This is a genomic window from Vibrio qingdaonensis (genome assembly GCF_026191675.1).
Classification (GTDB): Bacteria; Pseudomonadota; Gammaproteobacteria; order Enterobacterales; family Vibrionaceae; genus Vibrio; species Vibrio qingdaonensis.
Genome location: NZ_JAKRRY010000009.1, coordinates 43,371 through 60,321 on the forward strand (window position 1 = coordinate 43,371; position 16,951 = coordinate 60,321).

A 16,951-nucleotide genomic window follows, 5' to 3' on the forward strand; every position below is an offset into this window, starting at 1 on the left:
GGCACGTCATATCTATGATGGTAATAGAGTGAATCTGAACTGAAGATGAAGTTGGTTTGTTTATCGGCATTAAAAAGGCAGCCAATAGGCTGCCTTTTATGACCGAGGTCGTTTCATTTACGATGATCAGTTGCGCTGATCAATTGCGGTATAGCGTTACGCTAATTGCGCTTTAACATGCTCAACGATGTCTGAGATAGCAATTGGTGCTTTCTCGCCATTGCGACGGTTCTTATATTCGAAGTTGCCTTCGTCCATGCTGCGGTCACCAATAACGATGGTGTGTGGAATACCGATAAGCTCGATATCTTTAAACATCACACCAGGACGCTCTTTACGATCATCAAACAGGACTTCGATCCCCATAGCCGTTAATTCAGCGTATAGCTTCTCAGCCGCTTCCTTTACGCGCTCTGATTTATGCATGTTCATTGGCACAATCGCCACTTGGAAAGGGGCGAGTGCGTCTGGCCAAACGATGCCGAATTTATCGTGGTTTTGCTCGATAGCGGAGGCAACAACACGTGATACACCAATGCCGTAACAACCCATCTCTAGTGTTACGCTCTTACCGTCAGGACCAAGAACGTTACAGTTCATTTTCTCTGAGTAGTTAGTGCCCAGTTGGAAAATATGGCCCACTTCGATACCACGCTTAAGTTGGATAGTGCCTTGACCACATGGGCTAAGGTCGCCTTCAACAACGTTACGTAGGTCTTCAACTTGAGCAAGCTCAACGTCACGGCCCCAATTGATGCCGAAGTAATGCTTACCGTCTACGTTTGCGCCAGCGCCGAAGTCGCTCATTACTGCAACAGAGCGGTCAACGATGAATGGTAGCTCTAAGCCAACAGGGCCAAGTGAACCCGGACCAGCACCAACCAGTGCACGAATTGCAGCTTCATCAGCCATTTCTAGTGGAGAAGCAACCTGTGGGAGGTTTTCTGCTTTCACTTCGTTAAGTTCATGATCACCACGGATGATAAGAGCAATGATATCGGCATCTACTTCATCAGAAGCTTTAACGAACAGAGTCTTAACTGTCTTCTCGATGGCTAGACCGTGTTGTTCTACTAGCTCCGCGATTGTTTTTGCGTTCGGTGTATCAACCAGTTCCATCTCTTGCGTTGGCGCAGCCGCTTCAGTTGTAGGGGCGAGTGCTTCGGCTTTTTCGATGTTCGCTGCGTAATCCGATTCAGAAGAGAAGGCGATGAGGTCTTCGCCGCTTTCAGCAAGAACGTGGAACTCTTGAGAGCCGCTGCCGCCGATTGCGCCAGAGTCTGCCAATACTGGACGGTACTCAAGACCCATGCGGTCGAAGGCTTTACAGTAAGCATCGTGCATGGCTTGGTAAGATTGCTCTAGACCGTCTTTGTCGATATCAAAGCTGTACGCATCCATCATAGAGAATTCACGAGCACGCATTACGCCAAAACGAGGACGGCGTTCATCGCGGAATTTAGTCTGGATTTGGTACAGGTTAAGAGGAAGCTGCTTGTAAGAACTAATCTCGTTGCGAACTAGGCTTGTGACGACTTCTTCCGCTGTAGGGCTAAGAACAAACGGACGAGAGTGGCGGTCAGTGAAACGAAGCAGTTCCGGACCCATTTTCTCGCTGCGACCAGTCTCTTCCCAAAGCTCAAACGGTTGAACGACGGGCATCAAGATTTCAACGGCACCGGCATTATCGATCTCTTGGCGAACGATATTTTCTACTTTACGCAGTACACGTAGACCAGTAGGTAGCCAAGTATATAAACCTGAAGCTAGCTTACGGATCATACCTGCACGTAGCATCAGCTGGTGGCTGATAACTTCTGCGTCGTTTGGAGTTTCTTTCAAAGTGGAAAGAAGGTAGTTACTGGTACGCATTCTATGGTATCCGTTTCATCATGATTGTAAGAGATTCAAGCCATCGCTTAAATCGAGTTAAGCCGACTATGATATCAGCGTATTGTCGTTCTACAAAGGTTCAATCGCGGTAACTAATGCCGATTCATCTATTATTTTGAATTTAATATTCCAGTCGTACAGTTTCACTCCATACTCTTTATTGTCCGGTTTGCCTTTTTTATATGCAGGCCTGGGATCTTGAGCGAGAACCTGTGCTATCACCTGACGTCGGTGCTCGCCATCTTGTCGCTGATGAAAGACAGATTCGAGACTGCTCGAAAACTGGACATCAATGAGTTCAGGTTCATCGGACGCATAGCCGCCTTGCGCTTGAGGAATGGCATCTGAGTATGGGATGTAGGGTTTGATATCAACGATGGGCGTACCATCAACTAAATCAACGCTGCCGATATGTATTAAGGTTTGTGACCCCTGCTGTTCTACGCCTTTTAGTTCAACCGCGGACATGCCGATACCATTGGGTCTAAAAGTAGAACGAGTCGCTAACACTCCCATTCTTTCATTGCCTCCAAGGCGAGGGGGGCGAACCGTTGGCTTCCAGCCCGCGTCGATGTTTTGATCGAATAAAAATAGCAACCACAGATGAGAGAATTGCTCGATGCCTTTAATGGCCTCTTGGCAGTTTGCTTGCCCCTGCAGTGTTACGGTCGCTGTCGCAGAAGAGACAAGGCGCGGTTGTCTCGGCACGGCAAATTTTTCTTTATAAGGCGAGCTGATAATGCCAATCGGTTCAATGTGGTAGGTCAAAGGCGTCACTTTAGGTCACAAAATTAAAGATTCATCATTTCAGATGTGCCTGGGGTTTTCAATAGGGGGCGAAAGGCAAGTGTGGCCTATAACATATTGGTGTGTTGATCAAAAAATGCATTTGTCATGAGAATGTTATTTCTTAATTGATATGGATATCAGTATATGTGGTTGATTGATATTAAATCGACTGGTTGAATATTGCGCTAATTTTACATTTGGCAACATATTGGGCTTTTAATTGCGCTTTTGGTCACGTACCCTTCGCCTGCTTTTTACAAAGTTGTCAGAAAAGGACGATAGCTTTGTCAAATAAGCCAGGACAATATAATAAAAGGAGGGGACAGATGAGTTCATCTGCCGCAATGAAACACAACAAACCAAAAAAGCCGATATTTACCCGTTTTTTAGACGGCGTTGAATATTTGGGGAATTTATTACCCCACCCAATCACACTTTTCGCTATATTCTGTGTCGCCATTTTAGTCATGTCTGGTATTGCCGGTTACTTTGACGTTGCGGTTGTCGACCCTCGCCCAGAAGGCGCACCTGGTCGTGCTGCTGATGGAATGATCAAAGTTGTCAGCTTATTCAATGCTGAGGGCTTACAGCTTATCGTTACTAACCTTGTTAAGAACTTTACTGGCTTTGCTCCTTTAGGAACCGTGTTGGTTGCCATGCTTGGTGTTGCGATTGCTGAACACTCTGGCATGTTATCTGCTGCAATGCGTGGCCTAGTTATGGGCGCGTCTCAACGCATGGTGACTGTAACGGTAGTGTTTGCAGGCATTATCTCTAATACCGCTTCAGAGCTTGGCTATGTGGTTCTAATTCCACTGGCTGCGATGTTATTCCACTCTCTAGGGCGTCACCCTCTAGCCGGTCTAGCTGCTGCATTTGCCGGTGTGTCTGGTGGTTATTCTGCAAACCTATTAATTGGTACGGTGGATCCGTTGCTTTCAGGCATTACTGAGACAGCAGCACAAATGATTGACCCAACCTACACCGTTGGCCCAGAGTCAAACTGGTACTTTATGTTTGTGTCTACCTTCTTTATCTCAATTACCGGTGCCTTTGTTACCGAGAAAATTGTTGAGCCGAAGCTAGGTAAATACAATGAAGAAGAAGCGGCGGAAGACTTATCTAATGACCGTATGGGTAAACTGTCTGACGTTGAAAAGAAAGGTCTAAAAATGGCCGGTATTGCGGTACTGATTGTGAGTGCTGTGATTGCTTCAACGATTGTTCCTGCTAACGGTGTACTTCGTTCTGCAACAGGAGAAGTGGCTGGTTCACCTTTCTTGAAGAGTATCGTTGCGTTTATCTTTGTTTTCTTTGCGATTCCAGGATTTGTCTACGGCAAAGTCACGGGAACCATGAATAACGATCGTGACGTTATCAATGCCATGTCTAAATCGATGTCTTCAATGGGCATGTACATTGTATTGGTGTTCTTTGCAGCTCAGTTTGTCGCGTTCTTTAAGTGGACGAACTTTGGTCAGGTATTCGCGGTAGGCGGTGCTGATTTCTTACAAACCATTGGTTTGACGGGTCCTGCGTTGTTCTTTGCCTTCATCCTGATGTGTGGCTTTATCAACCTTATGATTGGTTCGGCATCTGCTCAGTGGGCGGTAACTGCACCGATCTTCGTTCCAATGTTAATGTTGGTTGGCTACGCGCCTGAGACGATTCAAGCGGCCTATCGTATTGGTGATTCGACGACGAATATCATCACACCAATGATGAGCTACTTCGGCCTTATCTTAGCGGTAGCGACACGCTACATGAAGAACCTTGGTATTGGTACTTTGATCGCCACGATGCTGCCGTACTCTATCTGCTTCTTAGTGGGCTGGAGTGTATTGTTCTATATTTGGGTATTCGTATTTGGCTTGCCTGTTGGTCCTGGTGCCGCGACGTACTACACGCCTTAGTTAATGGTAGGTGGTACAGCGTTATCAAAATAAAAATGCTCCCAATTGGGAGCATTTTTTTGTTGAAGGGTGTTATTTTAGTTTTTCTAAATCGGCTTCAATCTCTGCAATTTTACCAGAGACGACTTTTTCTAAGTGACGAAGATCAGATAGGATTTTTTGTTTCACATCGACTTCTGCTACCTCAACGGGCTTAGTGATTTTGTTTAGCTCATCAATGACTAAGGTTAAGTTTCGGTTGATCTCTGTGACTTCTTTGTAGCTTTGGCTGCTGCTATTTACCCGGACGTTCTTAACTTGCCTTGGGTATTTGAACTTAACACTCTTAGCAAACAGTTCGCCTTTCTGTTTACGAAAATATATTTTTAACACATCCTTGTGCGCTTCTTGTCGAATTGAGTAACGCTCAATCTGTTTAGGTTCATGAATGCCTAAACTCGTGAGGTTTGGATACATAGTTTACCTCTTTCATTGTGTGTTCTAAGTACAAATGTAGCAGTCTATTGGTGTGGTAGATAGTTGATAAGTTGAACGATTAAGAAGAAATGTGGGGGAGATCGCTTAATATTCATTCTGGATAAGTAGGGAAAGCTAGGTTCATAATAGAACCTAGCTTTTTAGATTGGAAATTTTGCCATTAGGCCGATATTTGTTCTGAAATGGTGTCGTGCAGTTTCTGTTTCAATGCTTCTTCTTCCTCTTCAGAAAGGCGTCCTCCACTGGCGCTGGTTAAAATGAATAGATCTTCCGCCCGCTCACCAATGGTCGTGATTTTGGCGGCATGGAGGCTTACATCACACTGCGCGAACGTAGCACCAACCTTAGCAAGTAAGCCAGGTGCATCGAGTGCGACGAGTTCCATCAATGTGCGCTTCTTACTTTTCGTTGGTAGAAAGTCCACTTTGGTTTTTACGTTGAAATGTTTTAAGTTTCGCGGTGCACGGCGCGCTTTTATTTTGGTTGGCTTGCCACTTTCAAGTACTCGTATTAAATGCTTAATGACAGCAGAGTGACGAGTGGTATCGATTTTTTTACTGTGATGATCGAGTACCATAAACGTATCGAGAACATAACCGTCTTTACTGGTCATGATTTGTGCGTCGTGGACATTAAAATTACGTCGATCGAGCTCAGCGACCACTGTCGCAAATAGAGCGGGTTGGTCTTTGCTGTAAACAAAAACTTCAGTGCCGCCCCGTGTGGCCTTTTTACTCATCAACACCAGCGGTTTAGATTGGTCTTCGGAGTTTAAAATATGCTCACAATGCCAGGCGATTTGTTTGTGAGTATGGCGTAGGAAGTAATCCGCTTTAAATCGTTGCCACAAGACTTCAATCTCACGGGCAGCAAAGCCTTGCTTTCTTAGTAATGCAGAGGCGAGTTGTTGGTTGTGGCGAATACGGTCTCGAACATCAACGGGGTTTTCAAGCCCTCGTCTTAATACGCGTTGGGTGGAGTGAAATAACTCAGCGAGGAGCGTTCGTTTCCAACTGTTCCAGAGTTCAGGGTTAGTGGCGCAAATGTCGGCCACGGTGAGGCAGACCAAGTATTCCAAATATTCTTCATCACGTACTTTTTTAGCAAATTCAATGATCACGTCTGGATCGTAAATATCGCGTCTTTGCGCGGTGACTGACATTAATAGGTGACTTTGCACCAGCCATGAGACTAACTTGGCTTCAGGTTTTGACAGCCCATGTTCAATGCAAAACTCGAATGCTTCAACCGCGCCAATTTCAGAGTGATCCCCACCGCGACCCTTACCGATATCATGAAAAATAGCCGCGAGGATCAGCAGTTCTTTCTTTTGCATTCTTGGATAGACTTCGCAGCAGATAGGGTGCTTAGAATAATTTTCTTCCAAACTAAAGGTGTGAATGTGGTTGAGCAATCGGATACTGTGCTCATCGACAGTATAAACATGGAACAGGTCGAATTGCATCTGGCCAACAATTTGGCTCCACTGTGGCAGATAGGCCGCTAACACCCCTAACTTATGCATCAACCGGAAAGCTCGGTGGAGGGCGTTGGGGTGACGGACAAGATCCATAAACTTGTCTCGCGCCGCGGGAATTTCATGTAGAAACTTATTTAACCGACGACGAGCAGTACGCAGCTGTCGCAGCGTAGCTGGGCTAACGCCTTCGATGCTTGAATCGTTGGCAATGTGGATAAACATATCCAAGATGGTTTCTGGACGCGCTTGGAACAGAGCGGGTTTCCTCGCTTCAATAAGGTGTCCCCGACGCTGAAAGTCACTATCGAGGACTTCAGCGGCAACAATTTGTCCTTTGTTGATGATGGCTTGGTCGAATAGTTTTAGTAGCATTTTATTGAGTTCAGCGACACGTCTTAGCGTGCGATAGAACTCCTTCATCATCATTTCTACGGCAATGTTGCCTTCACCGACAAAGCCAAGGCTTTCTGCAACTTGGGCCTGATGACCAAAGGTGAGTCGATTGTCATAGCGTCTGAGTTCGATATGTAGGGCAAAGCGCACGCGCCATAAGAAATTTTGACATTCGACCAACTCGCGATATTCCGCATCAGTGAGAAAGCCAAAACGGCTCATTTCAAATAAAGACGTGGCACCAAAGTGGCGACGAGCTACCCAACTTAGAGTATGGATGTCCCTCAGACCGCCTGGTGTAGATTTGATATCGGGTTCTAAATTGTAAGTGGTATCGTGATACTTAGAGTGACGGGTTTTTTGTTCGTTTATTTTTGCTCGATAGAAGTCTTCTGATGTCCAAAAAGTGTCGGAATCCACGACGTTTTTCAGTTGTGAAAACGTGTCCTCACTGCCGCATAGCAATCGTGCTTCTTGCAGGTTAGTGGCGACCGTAAGGTCAGATTGTCCTATTTCAACGCATTCTGCGACTGTTCGAACGGCATGACCCACTTCTAAGCGAAGATCCCATAACAAGGTGATGAATTCACTGACGGTTGTTTCTAGCGCGGGTGTGAGCTTATTACGCGAGACAAATAGAATATCGATGTCGGAAAGTGGATGAAGTTCACCTCTACCATAACCGCCAACAGCGACCAATGCGAGGTTGGTCTGATTATTAAGACCACTATGCTGCCAAAGTCGGTTGAGCAGCAAGTCGATATAGTCTGAACGACCAAGAATCAAATCGGCAATAGGGTGGTGATTTAAGAACTCGTGCTTTTGATGGTCGGAAAAGGTATCCAGCTGGGCTTTGAGTTCTTCCACGGTCAGTTGTTCATCACTGAGCGTTGTGGGGGTCTGAAAAGTCATAAAAGGCGCAATCCGTGCAAGCAAAAAGAAAATCTAACTACGGTTATACCAAAATGGTGAAGATAAAAAAATATCCTCACATTGTGAGGATATTTTTAAAAGACGAAATAACGGAGCAATTAAGCGTTGTTCATATGGCGAGGAATGGTTTCCTCAGCTCGTAATGTGAGGACTTCACAGCCTGTTTTAGTCACAACAATAGTATGTTCCCATTGCGCTGAGTTTTTACCATCACCGGTATAAACAGTCCAGTCATCATCGGCGTCGATGCTACAACCAAATTTACCTGCATTAATCATTGGCTCGATGGTAAACACCATGCCTTCTTTTAGCACGCGGCGGTCGGCATTTTTATAGTGAACAACTTGAGGTTCTTCATGAAACTCAGAACCAATACCGTGGCCACAAAAATCTTTTACGATTGAGAATTTTGCGCGAGGGTTGTTTTTATTATTGGTCTTAATGTACTTCTCGATCTCTGTACCGATAGCGCCAACGGTTGAGCCAGGCTTGACGGTTTTCATGCCTAAATACAGTGCTTCTTGAGCCACCATGCATAGGCGTTTATCTGCTGGAGAAACATCCCCAATTAAGAACATTTTTGATGTGTCGCCGTGATAGCCTTCAGGTCGAGTATCGAGCGAGGCATTATCATCATTTGGGATGATGACGGTGACATCAACGTTGACGATATCGCCGCTCTTGAGTACCGCTGGTTTTGTCTTGCCAGTGGTCCCCATTTCATCGTTTTCAGCAGGGATGCCATGGCAAACAATATGGTTGATGGAAGTACAGATAGACTTTGGATAACCATGATAATCGAGAGGCGCTGAGTATGCGCCGTTTTTGCGCGTGTAGTCAGCACAAATTCTATCAAGTTCCTCGGTAGTCGCGCCCTCTTTGACGTGGGGCTCGATCATTTCCAAAAGCTCGGCCGCAAGTTTACCTGCGATACGCATTCTTTCGATTTCAGCTTCAGTTTTGATTTTGATAGACATTTGTGTTCTCTACTCTCTAATTTGACGCGTTATTCTAACAACGACGAGATTAAGCGCAACAAGAATAAAACTCGTTTCTAAGATTGTTGCTGTGATAATGGTAGTTCGGTTTGGTCATTTATGTCGTTAGAGCGTGGTTTGAATTTGCTCAATTATTGTGATTTTTCTGGTATTGAGGTGGCAAAATATGGTATAAAGCGCGCCAGAATATAGAGTCAGTTTCTCCCTTGCGGCGAACTGCCTTTGTTTTCTCATTAACTTTAATTTAAATCACACACATTTCGTCACATGTTCCGGGGTGCTTGAGTAATCATTCATACCAAGTCGGATTCATGGGAAATGTGGAGGCCTAACCCCATAGAGGATTTTAAAATGGCAACTGTATCAATGCGCGATATGCTTAAAGCTGGTGTTCACTTCGGTCACCAAACTCGTTACTGGAACCCAAAAATGAAGCCATTCATCTTTGGTGCTCGTAACAAAGTTCATATCATCAACCTAGAAAAAACTGTACCTATGTTCAACGATGCACTAGCTGAGCTAGCTAAAATCGGCGAGAAAAAAGGTAAAGTTCTTTTTGTTGGTACTAAGCGCGCTGCGTCTGAAGCTGTTAAAGAAGCTGCAATCAACAGCAACCAGTACTACGTGAACAACCGTTGGTTGGGCGGCATGCTAACGAACTACAAAACAGTTCGTCAGTCTATCAAGCGTCTAAAAGAATACGAAGCGCAAGCTCAAGACGGTACTTTCGAGAAAATCACTAAGAAAGAAGCTCTAATGCGTACTCGCGAAATGGAGAAGCTAGAGAAGTCTCTTGGTGGTATCAAGAACATGGGCGGTCTTCCTGACGCACTATTCGTAATCGACGCTGATCACGAGCACATCGCTGTTAAAGAAGCAAACAACCTAGGTATCCCAGTTTACGCTGTAGTTGATACTAACTCTAACCCAGACGGCGTTGACTTCATCATTCCTGGTAATGACGATGCAATCCGTGCAGTACAGCTTTACCTAAACGCTGCTGCAGACTCGGTTAAAGAAGGTCGTAACAAAGATGTTGCTGCTGTAGCTGCTGAGAAAGACGGTTTCGTAGAAGAAGCTGAATAATAGCGACTATAAGTCACACTTAGTTTTGGGCAACGTCTAGTTTTCATATAAACTAAGTTATAGTTAGCATCAGGGGCCCAATGAGAGCCCCTGATTTTTACCTTGTGTAGAATCAACTGAGGATTTAAGAATGGCAACTGTTACTGCTGCTCTTGTAAAAGAACTTCGCGAGCGCACAGCCGCTGGCATGATGGAATGTAAAAAAGCGCTTGTTGAAGCAAATGCTGATATCGAATTAGCAATTGAAAACATGCGTAAAAGTGGTGCGGCTAAAGCGGCTAAAAAAGCAGGCAACGTAGCTGCTGAAGGCACAATTATCATTAAAGAAGATGCTGGCGTTGCTGCTCTTGTTGAAGTGAACTGCCAAACTGACTTCGTAGCAAAAGATGCAAGCTTCCTTGCATTCGCTAACGAAGTAGCTGACGCTGCTCTAGCTGAGAAACTAGACGCTGCTGCTCTTCAAGCTAAATTTGAAGATGCACGTATTGCTCTAGTAACTAAAATCGGTGAGAACATCAGCATCCGTCGCGTTGCATTCATCGAAGGCACAAACGTTGGTTCTTACCGCCACGGCGACCGTATCGGTGTTGTTGTAGCTGGTGAAGCTGACGCAGAAACGATCAAGCACGTTGCTATGCACGTTGCAGCATCTAAGCCTGAGTTCGTAAACCCTTCTGACGTACCTGCAGATGTAGTTGCTAAAGAGCAAGCGGTTCAAGTTGAAATCGCAATGAACGAAGGCAAACCACAAGAGATCGCTGAGAAAATGGTTATCGGCCGTATGAAGAAATTCACGGGCGAAATCTCTCTAACAGGTCAAGCTTTCATCATGGAACCTAAGAAAACTGTTGGCGAAATCTTGAAAGAGAAAGGCGCTACAGTAACTAACTTCGTACGTCTAGAAGTTGGTGAAGGTATCGAGAAAGCAGCTGAAATGAGCTTCGCTGACGAAGTAGCTGCGGTACAGAAAGGTTAATCCTTTTTTGTCTCGTTGAATTAAAGACCGTAGCCAAGGCTACGGTCTTTTTGCGAGTAGACTAGGTGGTAATTTTTTAACCGTCATGAATTGAGATTTGCTTAGCGAGCATCGGCATTGTTACCTGCCTTGAGTGCTATATTATTTATGAATCTTAATCCATGACCGTTAATCGACAACTCTCTTTGGAAGGTGAACTCCATGACAACGAACCCAAAACCAGCGTATCAGCGCATTCTGTTAAAACTTAGTGGTGAAGCGCTGCAAGGCGAAGAAGGCTTTGGTATTGACCCATCAATCTTAGAGCGTATGGCTCAAGAAGTGAAAGAACTGGTGGAACTGGGCGTTCAAGTTGGTGTTGTCATCGGTGGTGGCAACCTTTTCCGTGGTGCTGGTCTTGCTGAAGCGGGTATGAACCGTGTAGTGGGCGACCATATGGGAATGTTGGCGACGGTAATGAACGGTTTAGCAATGCGTGATGCGTTGCACCGTGCTTACGTGAATGCGCGTGTGATGTCTGCAATCCCTCTTAAGGGTGTGTGTGATGATTACAACTGGGCGGACGCTATCCGTGAATTAAGACAGGGCCGTGTTGTTATTTTCTCAGCAGGTACGGGTAACCCGTTCTTTACTACTGATTCAGCTGCCTGTTTACGTGGTATTGAAATTGAAGCGGACGTTGTGCTTAAAGCAACAAAAGTAGATGGCGTATTCAGTGCTGACCCTGTCTCTAACCCAGACGCTGAATTATATGATAAGCTTGCCTACAATACTGTTCTAGATAAAGAACTTAAGGTTATGGACTTAGCCGCGTTTACTCTGGCTCGTGATCATAAAATGCCAATTCGTGTTTTCAACATGAATAAGCCAGGTGCACTTCGTCGAGTTGTGATGGGTGAAACGGAAGGCACACTTATCAGTGACGAAGAATAAGAGTAAACTCTGTCACTAGGATTTATCGAAAGAAACAACCTAAATGCGTACACGCATTTAGGTGCACATTATTAAGGTGATATTGTGATTAACGAAATTAAGCAAGACGCTCAAGAGCGTATGGAAAAAAGTGTTGAAGCACTAAAAAACAATCTATCAAAAATTCGCACAGGTCGTGCACATCCAAGTCTACTTCAGGGTCTTTCTGTTGAATACTATGGCGCGCCGACTCCGTTGAATCAGGTTGCTAACGTTATCGCTGAAGATGCACGCACTCTTGCTATTACAGTATTTGATAAAGAGCTGACGCAAAAAGTTGAAAAAGCAATCCTAATGTCCGATTTAGGCTTGAACCCTATGTCAGCAGGTACGGTTATTCGTGTACCACTACCACCGTTGACAGAAGAGCGTCGTAAGGACCTTGTTAAGATTGTTCGTGGCGAAGCTGAGGGTGGTCGAGTGGCGATCCGTAATATCCGTCGTGATGCAAATGGTGATCTTAAAGCACTATTAAAAGACAAAGAAATCTCTGAAGACGAAGATCGTAAAGCGCAAGATGAGATTCAAAAGCTGACTGACATTGCTGTAAAAAATGTAGATGATACATTAGCAGCAAAAGAAAAAGAGTTAATGGAAGTTTAATTCTTAACCACTTGCACCTGTGAAAAACGCTGTGCTGACAGCCCAGCGTTTTTTTATGCTACTCTGTTTGTCCCAAATTATTACTAAACTCTTTTATGCAGAACTCAGAAGTCTTCAATGATTCCCTTCCTCAACACATTGCTATCATCATGGATGGAAATGGACGTTGGGCTAAATCTAAGGGAAAACCTCGTGTATTTGGACATAAGAAAGGTGTTTCTGCGGTTAGAAAAACCATTTCGGCAGCCGCTAAGCTAGAGATTAAAGCGATCACTCTTTTTGCGTTCAGTAGCGAAAACTGGCGACGACCTGAAGAAGAGGTGGGGCTACTAATGGAACTGTTTATTACAGTTTTATCTAGTGAAATCAAAAAACTGCATAAGAATAATCTACGACTTCGTATTATTGGTGATATCACCCGTTTCAATGACCGACTACAGCGTAAAATTGCAGATGCGGAAGCGTTGACTGAAAACAATACCGGTATGGTCATTAATATTGCTGCAAATTATGGCGGTAAATGGGATATCACTGAGGCGTTGAAAAACGTTGCTGCTCGAGTAGAGCGTGGTGAGCTAAAAGCAGCCGATATCACGGAAGATATGATATCCGAACATGTCACAATGTCGGATTTACCGGATGTTGATTTACTTATCCGCACCAGTGGTGAATGCCGTATTAGTAACTTCATGCTTTGGCAAATGGCGTATGCAGAAATGTATTTTACTGAACAATTTTGGCCTGAGTTCAATGAAGACAGCTTAGTGGAAGCTATCACTTGGTTTGTGAATCGCGAACGGCGTTTTGGTTGTACCGGAGAGCAAGTCAAAGCGTTAATGGAAGCCAATTAAGGACGATTTAGTTTGAAACAACGAATTATAACAGCTCTAATCCTCGCTCCGCTGGTGGTTTGGGGTATTTTTTCTCTGCCATTTTTGTGGTTTATGATAGCGGTTGCTGCCATTACCCTTATTGGCGCGTGGGAATGGACACAATTTACGTTAACGCCATCGCGTCTTGTCGCCATGCTGCCACCTGTGATTGCTATCGCGTTATCGGTATTGCTTATTCCAGTTGACGTCATAGCATTTAATCAAGTCGGGTTAGCTCATATTACTATATTGGGTGTGGGATGTAGTTGGTGGTTGATCGCCAGTGGTCTCGCTATGACATACCCTAAATCGGCTAACTATTGGCAGCATTCTAATCTGCTACGACACCTATTTGGCTTATTAACTCTGCTGCCGTTTTTATGGAGTATACTCATACTTCGTGCTCAAGCGTATCATCAAGACCCTTACCACGGTGCTAAACTCGTGTTGTTTGTTTGCCTTATCGTTTGGGCAGCAGATAGTGGTGCCTATTTTGCGGGTAAAAGCTTGGGTAAACGAAAAATGGCCCCTCATGTCAGTCCTAATAAAACGATTGAAGGTTTGTTAGGGGGAATTGTTACAGCGCTAGGTGTGGCATGGGGAAGCTCGATTATGTTTGATATTGAGTTTACCAGCGCAACTAGCATGGTTTTCATTACATTAGCTACGGTTGTCATCTCAGTGTTGGGCGATCTTGTTGAGAGTATGTTCAAGCGTGTGTCTAAAATAAAGGACAGCAGCAACATTATTCCAGGTCATGGAGGCGTATTGGATCGCGTTGACAGTTTAACGGCCGCATTCCCAATTTTTGCTCTTCTTTATCTCATTTTCTAATCTCATAAAGAGGGTGTTCATCACCCTCTTTATGTTCGATAAGCGGTTGTACTAGCATGCAAAATTTAACCATCCTTGGTGCTACAGGCTCTATTGGCGCAAGCACCCTTAAAGTGGTCGCTCAAAACCCTTCGCTTTACTCAATCTATGCTCTAGTGGGCGGCAAAAATGTGACCAAAATGGCCGCACTGTGCCTGCAATGGCAGCCCAAATTTGCTGTAGTGGCAGAAGAGAGTGATGCGAAACGTCTGCGAACAGAGCTAAACGGTTTGGTCGATACTCAGATCCTGTTCGGACAGGATGCAATGTGCCAGGTTTCAGCTGATGATGACGTTGATATGGTTATGGCTGCCATCGTGGGTGCCGCAGGCTTATTACCGACTCTAGCCGCGGTGAAGGCCGGTAAGCGTATACTCCTTGCCAATAAAGAAGCCTTGGTCATGTCTGGGCAACTGTTTATTGATGCGGTTCGTACTTCTGGAGCTCAGCTTCTTCCCGTCGATAGTGAGCATAATGCTATCTTCCAATGCTTGCCGACTTCAATTCAAACCGATCTTGGCTATTGTGATTTAGCGCAAGCTGGGATTGAGCATATATTATTAACCGGCTCCGGTGGTCCATTCCGTTATAGTGATGTATCTAGCCTGTCGTCAGTGACACCAGCACAAGCGATTGCTCACCCTAATTGGTCTATGGGACCTAAAATTTCGGTGGACTCCGCGACAATGATGAATAAAGGGCTGGAGTTTATTGAAGCTAAATGGCTGTTTAACACTAATAAAGATCAGCTGAAGGTTATTATTCATCCTCAATCTGTGATCCATTCTATGGTTCAATATCAAGATGGCTCTGTACTCGCGCAAATGGGGCAGCCTGATATGGCAACACCGATCGCTTACTCGATGTCGTACCCAGAGCGAATCCCGGCGGGCGTTCCATCTCTAGACTTTACTAAGATGAATGAGCTGACCTTCTTAGAGGTTGATTTTGAACGTTACCCATGTCTTGCTCTAGCGATTGAAGCTTGTTATGAAGGTCAGCATGCGACAACCGCTATTAACGCTGCTAATGAGGTCGCGGTTGAAGCCTTTTTATCGGGTGGGATAAGCTTCACCGATATTAGCATGATAAATGAGCGTGTTATGTCGAAGGTTTGTGCATCAAACCAATATAACGTGTTAAGTGACTTGGAAAGCATTCTTGAGCTAGATAGAATGGCTCGAATCTATGCGGGCGAGATTGTACACAGTAAGTAACAACGCTGGCAGTGAGCTGAGCTCAGCGCGTACTAATAACTATCACTAGTAACCATCATCACTAGTAACCATCATCACAAGGCGTATGAGCCATGAGAGATAATTGACTATGACAGACATACTGTGGAACTTTGCCTCCTTTGTGATTGCCCTAGGAGTGCTCGTCGCTGTGCACGAGTTCGGCCATTTTTGGGTGGCAAGGAAGTGTGGCGTTTACGTCGAAAAGTTTTCGATTGGGTTCGGTAAATCTATCTGGTCAAAGACGGGCAGCGATGGCACTGAATACAGTGTTGCGATGATTCCTCTTGGTGGCTATGTCAAGATGCTAGATAGCCGTGTTGACGAAGTCTCTGAGGCGGATCACAAGTATGCTTTTGACAAAAAGCCTCTTTGGAAAAGAACCGCTATTGTGGGGGCTGGACCGGCATTTAACTTTATTTTTGCCGTGTTTGCCTATTGGTTAGTGTTTCTGATTGGTGTTCCTGCTGTAAAGCCTGTGATCGGTGAAGTGACGCCGCATTCTATTGCTGCCCAAGCTGGTTTCGAACCCGGAATGCAGATTAAATCTGTTGATGGTAAGCAAACGCTAGATTGGGAGTCGGTGAATTTGGGTTTGGTATCTCATATTGGAGATAATCAAATGACGGTCACAGTTTCATCCAGTGACCAAATAGGAACGGATAAAAAATTAACATTTGACCTGTCTGGTTGGAACTTTAACCCAGAAACAGAGTCTGCTATGGGGACGCTTGGTTTTAGACCGTACTCGCCGTCCATCAGAACGACATTAGCAAATGTGAGTAGTGATGGCGCTGGTGCGGCAGCAGGCATTTTAGCTGGCGACAAGATTATTGCGATTGACGGGCAAGCTATCCAGCAATGGCAACAAGTCGTCAATGCGATTCAAGCGAACCCTAATACACCAGTTGATGTCACGGTTGATAGAAACGGCGACGACATGACACTATCGCTGATGCCAAATTCAAGAACATTGAAGGATGGGACTACAATTGGTTTCGCTGGTATCGCACCAGAAATGGAAGCGTGGCCCGAAGATTATCGTTTTGATCTCCAGTATGGTCCGGTTGAATCTGTTGGGCGAGCATTTGTTAAAACTGGCCAGATTATAGAACTCACCGTTTCCATGCTGAAAAAGCTGATTACGGGTGATGTGGGTCTTAACAATTTAAGTGGCCCTATTTCCATTGCAAAGGGAGCAGGGGCGACGGCCGATTATGGTTTGGTGTACTTTTTAGGCTTTTTAGCGCTGATTAGTGTCAACCTTGGAATAATAAATTTGGTGCCATTACCGATGCTAGACGGTGGTCATTTGCTGTTTTTTGCAATCGAAGCGGTCATTCGTAGACCGGTGCCAGAAAAAATACAAGAAATGGGTTATCGAGTGGGTGGGGCGATTATTTTTTCACTCATGTTGATCGCAATTTTTAACGATTTTACACGCCTCTGATATCAGAA

Annotated in this window: 14 protein-coding genes; 9 read left to right on the forward strand and 5 right to left on the reverse strand. The window is 44.9% G+C overall.

Annotation, left to right across the window (positions count from 1 at the left end; genetic code table 11):
* Positions 1-156: 156 nt before the first annotated feature.
* Positions 157-1,872 (reverse strand): proline--tRNA ligase, encoded by a 1,716-nt coding sequence (locus MD535_RS08890; RefSeq protein WP_265674513.1) that lies wholly within the window; start codon positions 1,870-1,872, stop codon positions 157-159.
* A 90-nt stretch (positions 1,873-1,962) separates the two neighbouring features.
* Positions 1,963-2,661: a tRNA (N6-threonylcarbamoyladenosine(37)-N6)-methyltransferase TrmO gene (gene tsaA / locus MD535_RS08895; protein WP_265674514.1), complete on the reverse strand. Its 699-nt coding sequence runs from the start codon at positions 2,659-2,661 to the stop codon at positions 1,963-1,965.
* A 347-nt stretch (positions 2,662-3,008) separates the two neighbouring features.
* Between tsaA and MD535_RS08900 the strand changes: the two genes are divergently transcribed.
* The gene (locus tag MD535_RS08900; protein WP_265674515.1) at positions 3,009-4,595 is read left to right on the forward strand and encodes an AbgT family transporter; all 1,587 of its coding nucleotides are present in this window, start codon (positions 3,009-3,011) and stop codon (positions 4,593-4,595) included.
* Positions 4,596-4,667: 72 nt separating this feature from the next.
* On the opposite strand, the gene MD535_RS08905 is transcribed toward MD535_RS08900, so the two are convergent.
* The 3 genes from MD535_RS08905 to map all read right to left on the reverse strand — a co-directional run bounded on the left by MD535_RS08905 (position 4,668) and on the right by map (position 8,855).
* Complete coding sequence (locus MD535_RS08905) at positions 4,668-5,051, reverse strand: DUF3461 family protein (RefSeq protein ID WP_265674516.1); 384 nt, start codon at positions 5,049-5,051, stop codon at positions 4,668-4,670.
* Between the two features lie 181 nt (positions 5,052-5,232).
* Positions 5,233-7,857, reverse strand: a complete 2,625-nt coding sequence (gene glnD / locus MD535_RS08910; RefSeq protein WP_265674517.1) for a bifunctional uridylyltransferase/uridylyl-removing protein GlnD — start codon at positions 7,855-7,857, stop codon at positions 5,233-5,235.
* Between the two features lie 119 nt (positions 7,858-7,976).
* Complete coding sequence (gene map / locus MD535_RS08915) at positions 7,977-8,855, reverse strand: type I methionyl aminopeptidase (protein WP_265674518.1); 879 nt, start codon at positions 8,853-8,855, stop codon at positions 7,977-7,979.
* A 372-nt stretch (positions 8,856-9,227) separates the two neighbouring features.
* On the opposite strand from map, the gene rpsB reads away from it, so the two are divergent.
* The 8 genes from rpsB to rseP all read left to right on the forward strand — a co-directional run bounded on the left by rpsB (position 9,228) and on the right by rseP (position 16,943).
* Entirely contained in the window at positions 9,228-9,962 is a 735-nt protein-coding gene (gene rpsB, locus MD535_RS08920) for a 30S ribosomal protein S2 (RefSeq protein WP_250618334.1), read from the forward strand.
* Between the two features lie 130 nt (positions 9,963-10,092).
* Complete coding sequence (gene tsf / locus MD535_RS08925) at positions 10,093-10,938, forward strand: translation elongation factor Ts (protein ID WP_265674519.1); 846 nt, start codon at positions 10,093-10,095, stop codon at positions 10,936-10,938.
* 201 nt (positions 10,939-11,139) lie between these two features.
* The gene (gene pyrH / locus MD535_RS08930) at positions 11,140-11,871 is read left to right on the forward strand and encodes a UMP kinase (RefSeq protein ID WP_250618336.1); all 732 of its coding nucleotides are present in this window, start codon (positions 11,140-11,142) and stop codon (positions 11,869-11,871) included.
* 84 nt (positions 11,872-11,955) lie between these two features.
* A complete protein-coding gene (gene frr / locus MD535_RS08935; RefSeq protein WP_250618337.1) occupies positions 11,956-12,513 on the forward strand; it encodes a ribosome recycling factor in 558 nt (185 codons plus the stop codon).
* A gap of 95 nt (positions 12,514-12,608) precedes the next feature.
* On the forward strand, positions 12,609-13,364 hold the full coding sequence (locus MD535_RS08940) for an isoprenyl transferase (protein WP_265674520.1): 756 nt from the start codon (positions 12,609-12,611) through the stop codon (positions 13,362-13,364).
* Positions 13,365-13,376: 12 nt separating this feature from the next.
* On the forward strand, positions 13,377-14,219 hold the full coding sequence (locus tag MD535_RS08945) for a phosphatidate cytidylyltransferase (protein ID WP_265674521.1): 843 nt from the start codon (positions 13,377-13,379) through the stop codon (positions 14,217-14,219).
* A 56-nt stretch (positions 14,220-14,275) separates the two neighbouring features.
* The gene (gene ispC, locus MD535_RS08950) at positions 14,276-15,475 is read left to right on the forward strand and encodes a 1-deoxy-D-xylulose-5-phosphate reductoisomerase (RefSeq protein ID WP_265674522.1); all 1,200 of its coding nucleotides are present in this window, start codon (positions 14,276-14,278) and stop codon (positions 15,473-15,475) included.
* A gap of 109 nt (positions 15,476-15,584) precedes the next feature.
* Positions 15,585-16,943 carry a sigma E protease regulator RseP gene (rseP, locus tag MD535_RS08955; RefSeq protein ID WP_265674523.1) on the forward strand — a complete coding sequence of 453 codons (1,359 nt, stop codon included), beginning with the start codon at positions 15,585-15,587 and terminating at the stop codon, positions 16,941-16,943.
* Positions 16,944-16,951 lie beyond the last annotated feature (8 nt).

Excerpts from the sequence above, each read along its gene's own strand:
- MD535_RS08900 (WP_265674515.1), top strand. The coding sequence starts at position 3,009 with ATGAGTTCATCTGCCGCAATGAAACACAACAAACCAAAAAAGCCGATA.
- map (WP_265674518.1), bottom strand. The coding sequence starts at position 8,855 with ATGTCTATCAAAATCAAAACTGAAGCTGAAATCGAAAGAATGCGTATC.
- ispC (WP_265674522.1), top strand. The coding sequence starts at position 14,276 with ATGCAAAATTTAACCATCCTTGGTGCTACAGGCTCTATTGGCGCAAGC.
- MD535_RS08890 (WP_265674513.1), bottom strand. The coding sequence starts at position 1,872 with ATGCGTACCAGTAACTACCTTCTTTCCACTTTGAAAGAAACTCCAAAC.
- pyrH (WP_250618336.1), top strand. The coding sequence starts at position 11,140 with ATGACAACGAACCCAAAACCAGCGTATCAGCGCATTCTGTTAAAACTT.
- MD535_RS08905 (WP_265674516.1), bottom strand. The coding sequence starts at position 5,051 with ATGTATCCAAACCTCACGAGTTTAGGCATTCATGAACCTAAACAGATT.
- glnD (WP_265674517.1), bottom strand. The coding sequence starts at position 7,857 with ATGACTTTTCAGACCCCCACAACGCTCAGTGATGAACAACTGACCGTG.
- rseP (WP_265674523.1), top strand. The coding sequence starts at position 15,585 with ATGACAGACATACTGTGGAACTTTGCCTCCTTTGTGATTGCCCTAGGA.
- MD535_RS08940 (WP_265674520.1), top strand. The coding sequence starts at position 12,609 with ATGCAGAACTCAGAAGTCTTCAATGATTCCCTTCCTCAACACATTGCT.
- tsf (WP_265674519.1), top strand. The coding sequence starts at position 10,093 with ATGGCAACTGTTACTGCTGCTCTTGTAAAAGAACTTCGCGAGCGCACA.
- rpsB (WP_250618334.1), top strand. The coding sequence starts at position 9,228 with ATGGCAACTGTATCAATGCGCGATATGCTTAAAGCTGGTGTTCACTTC.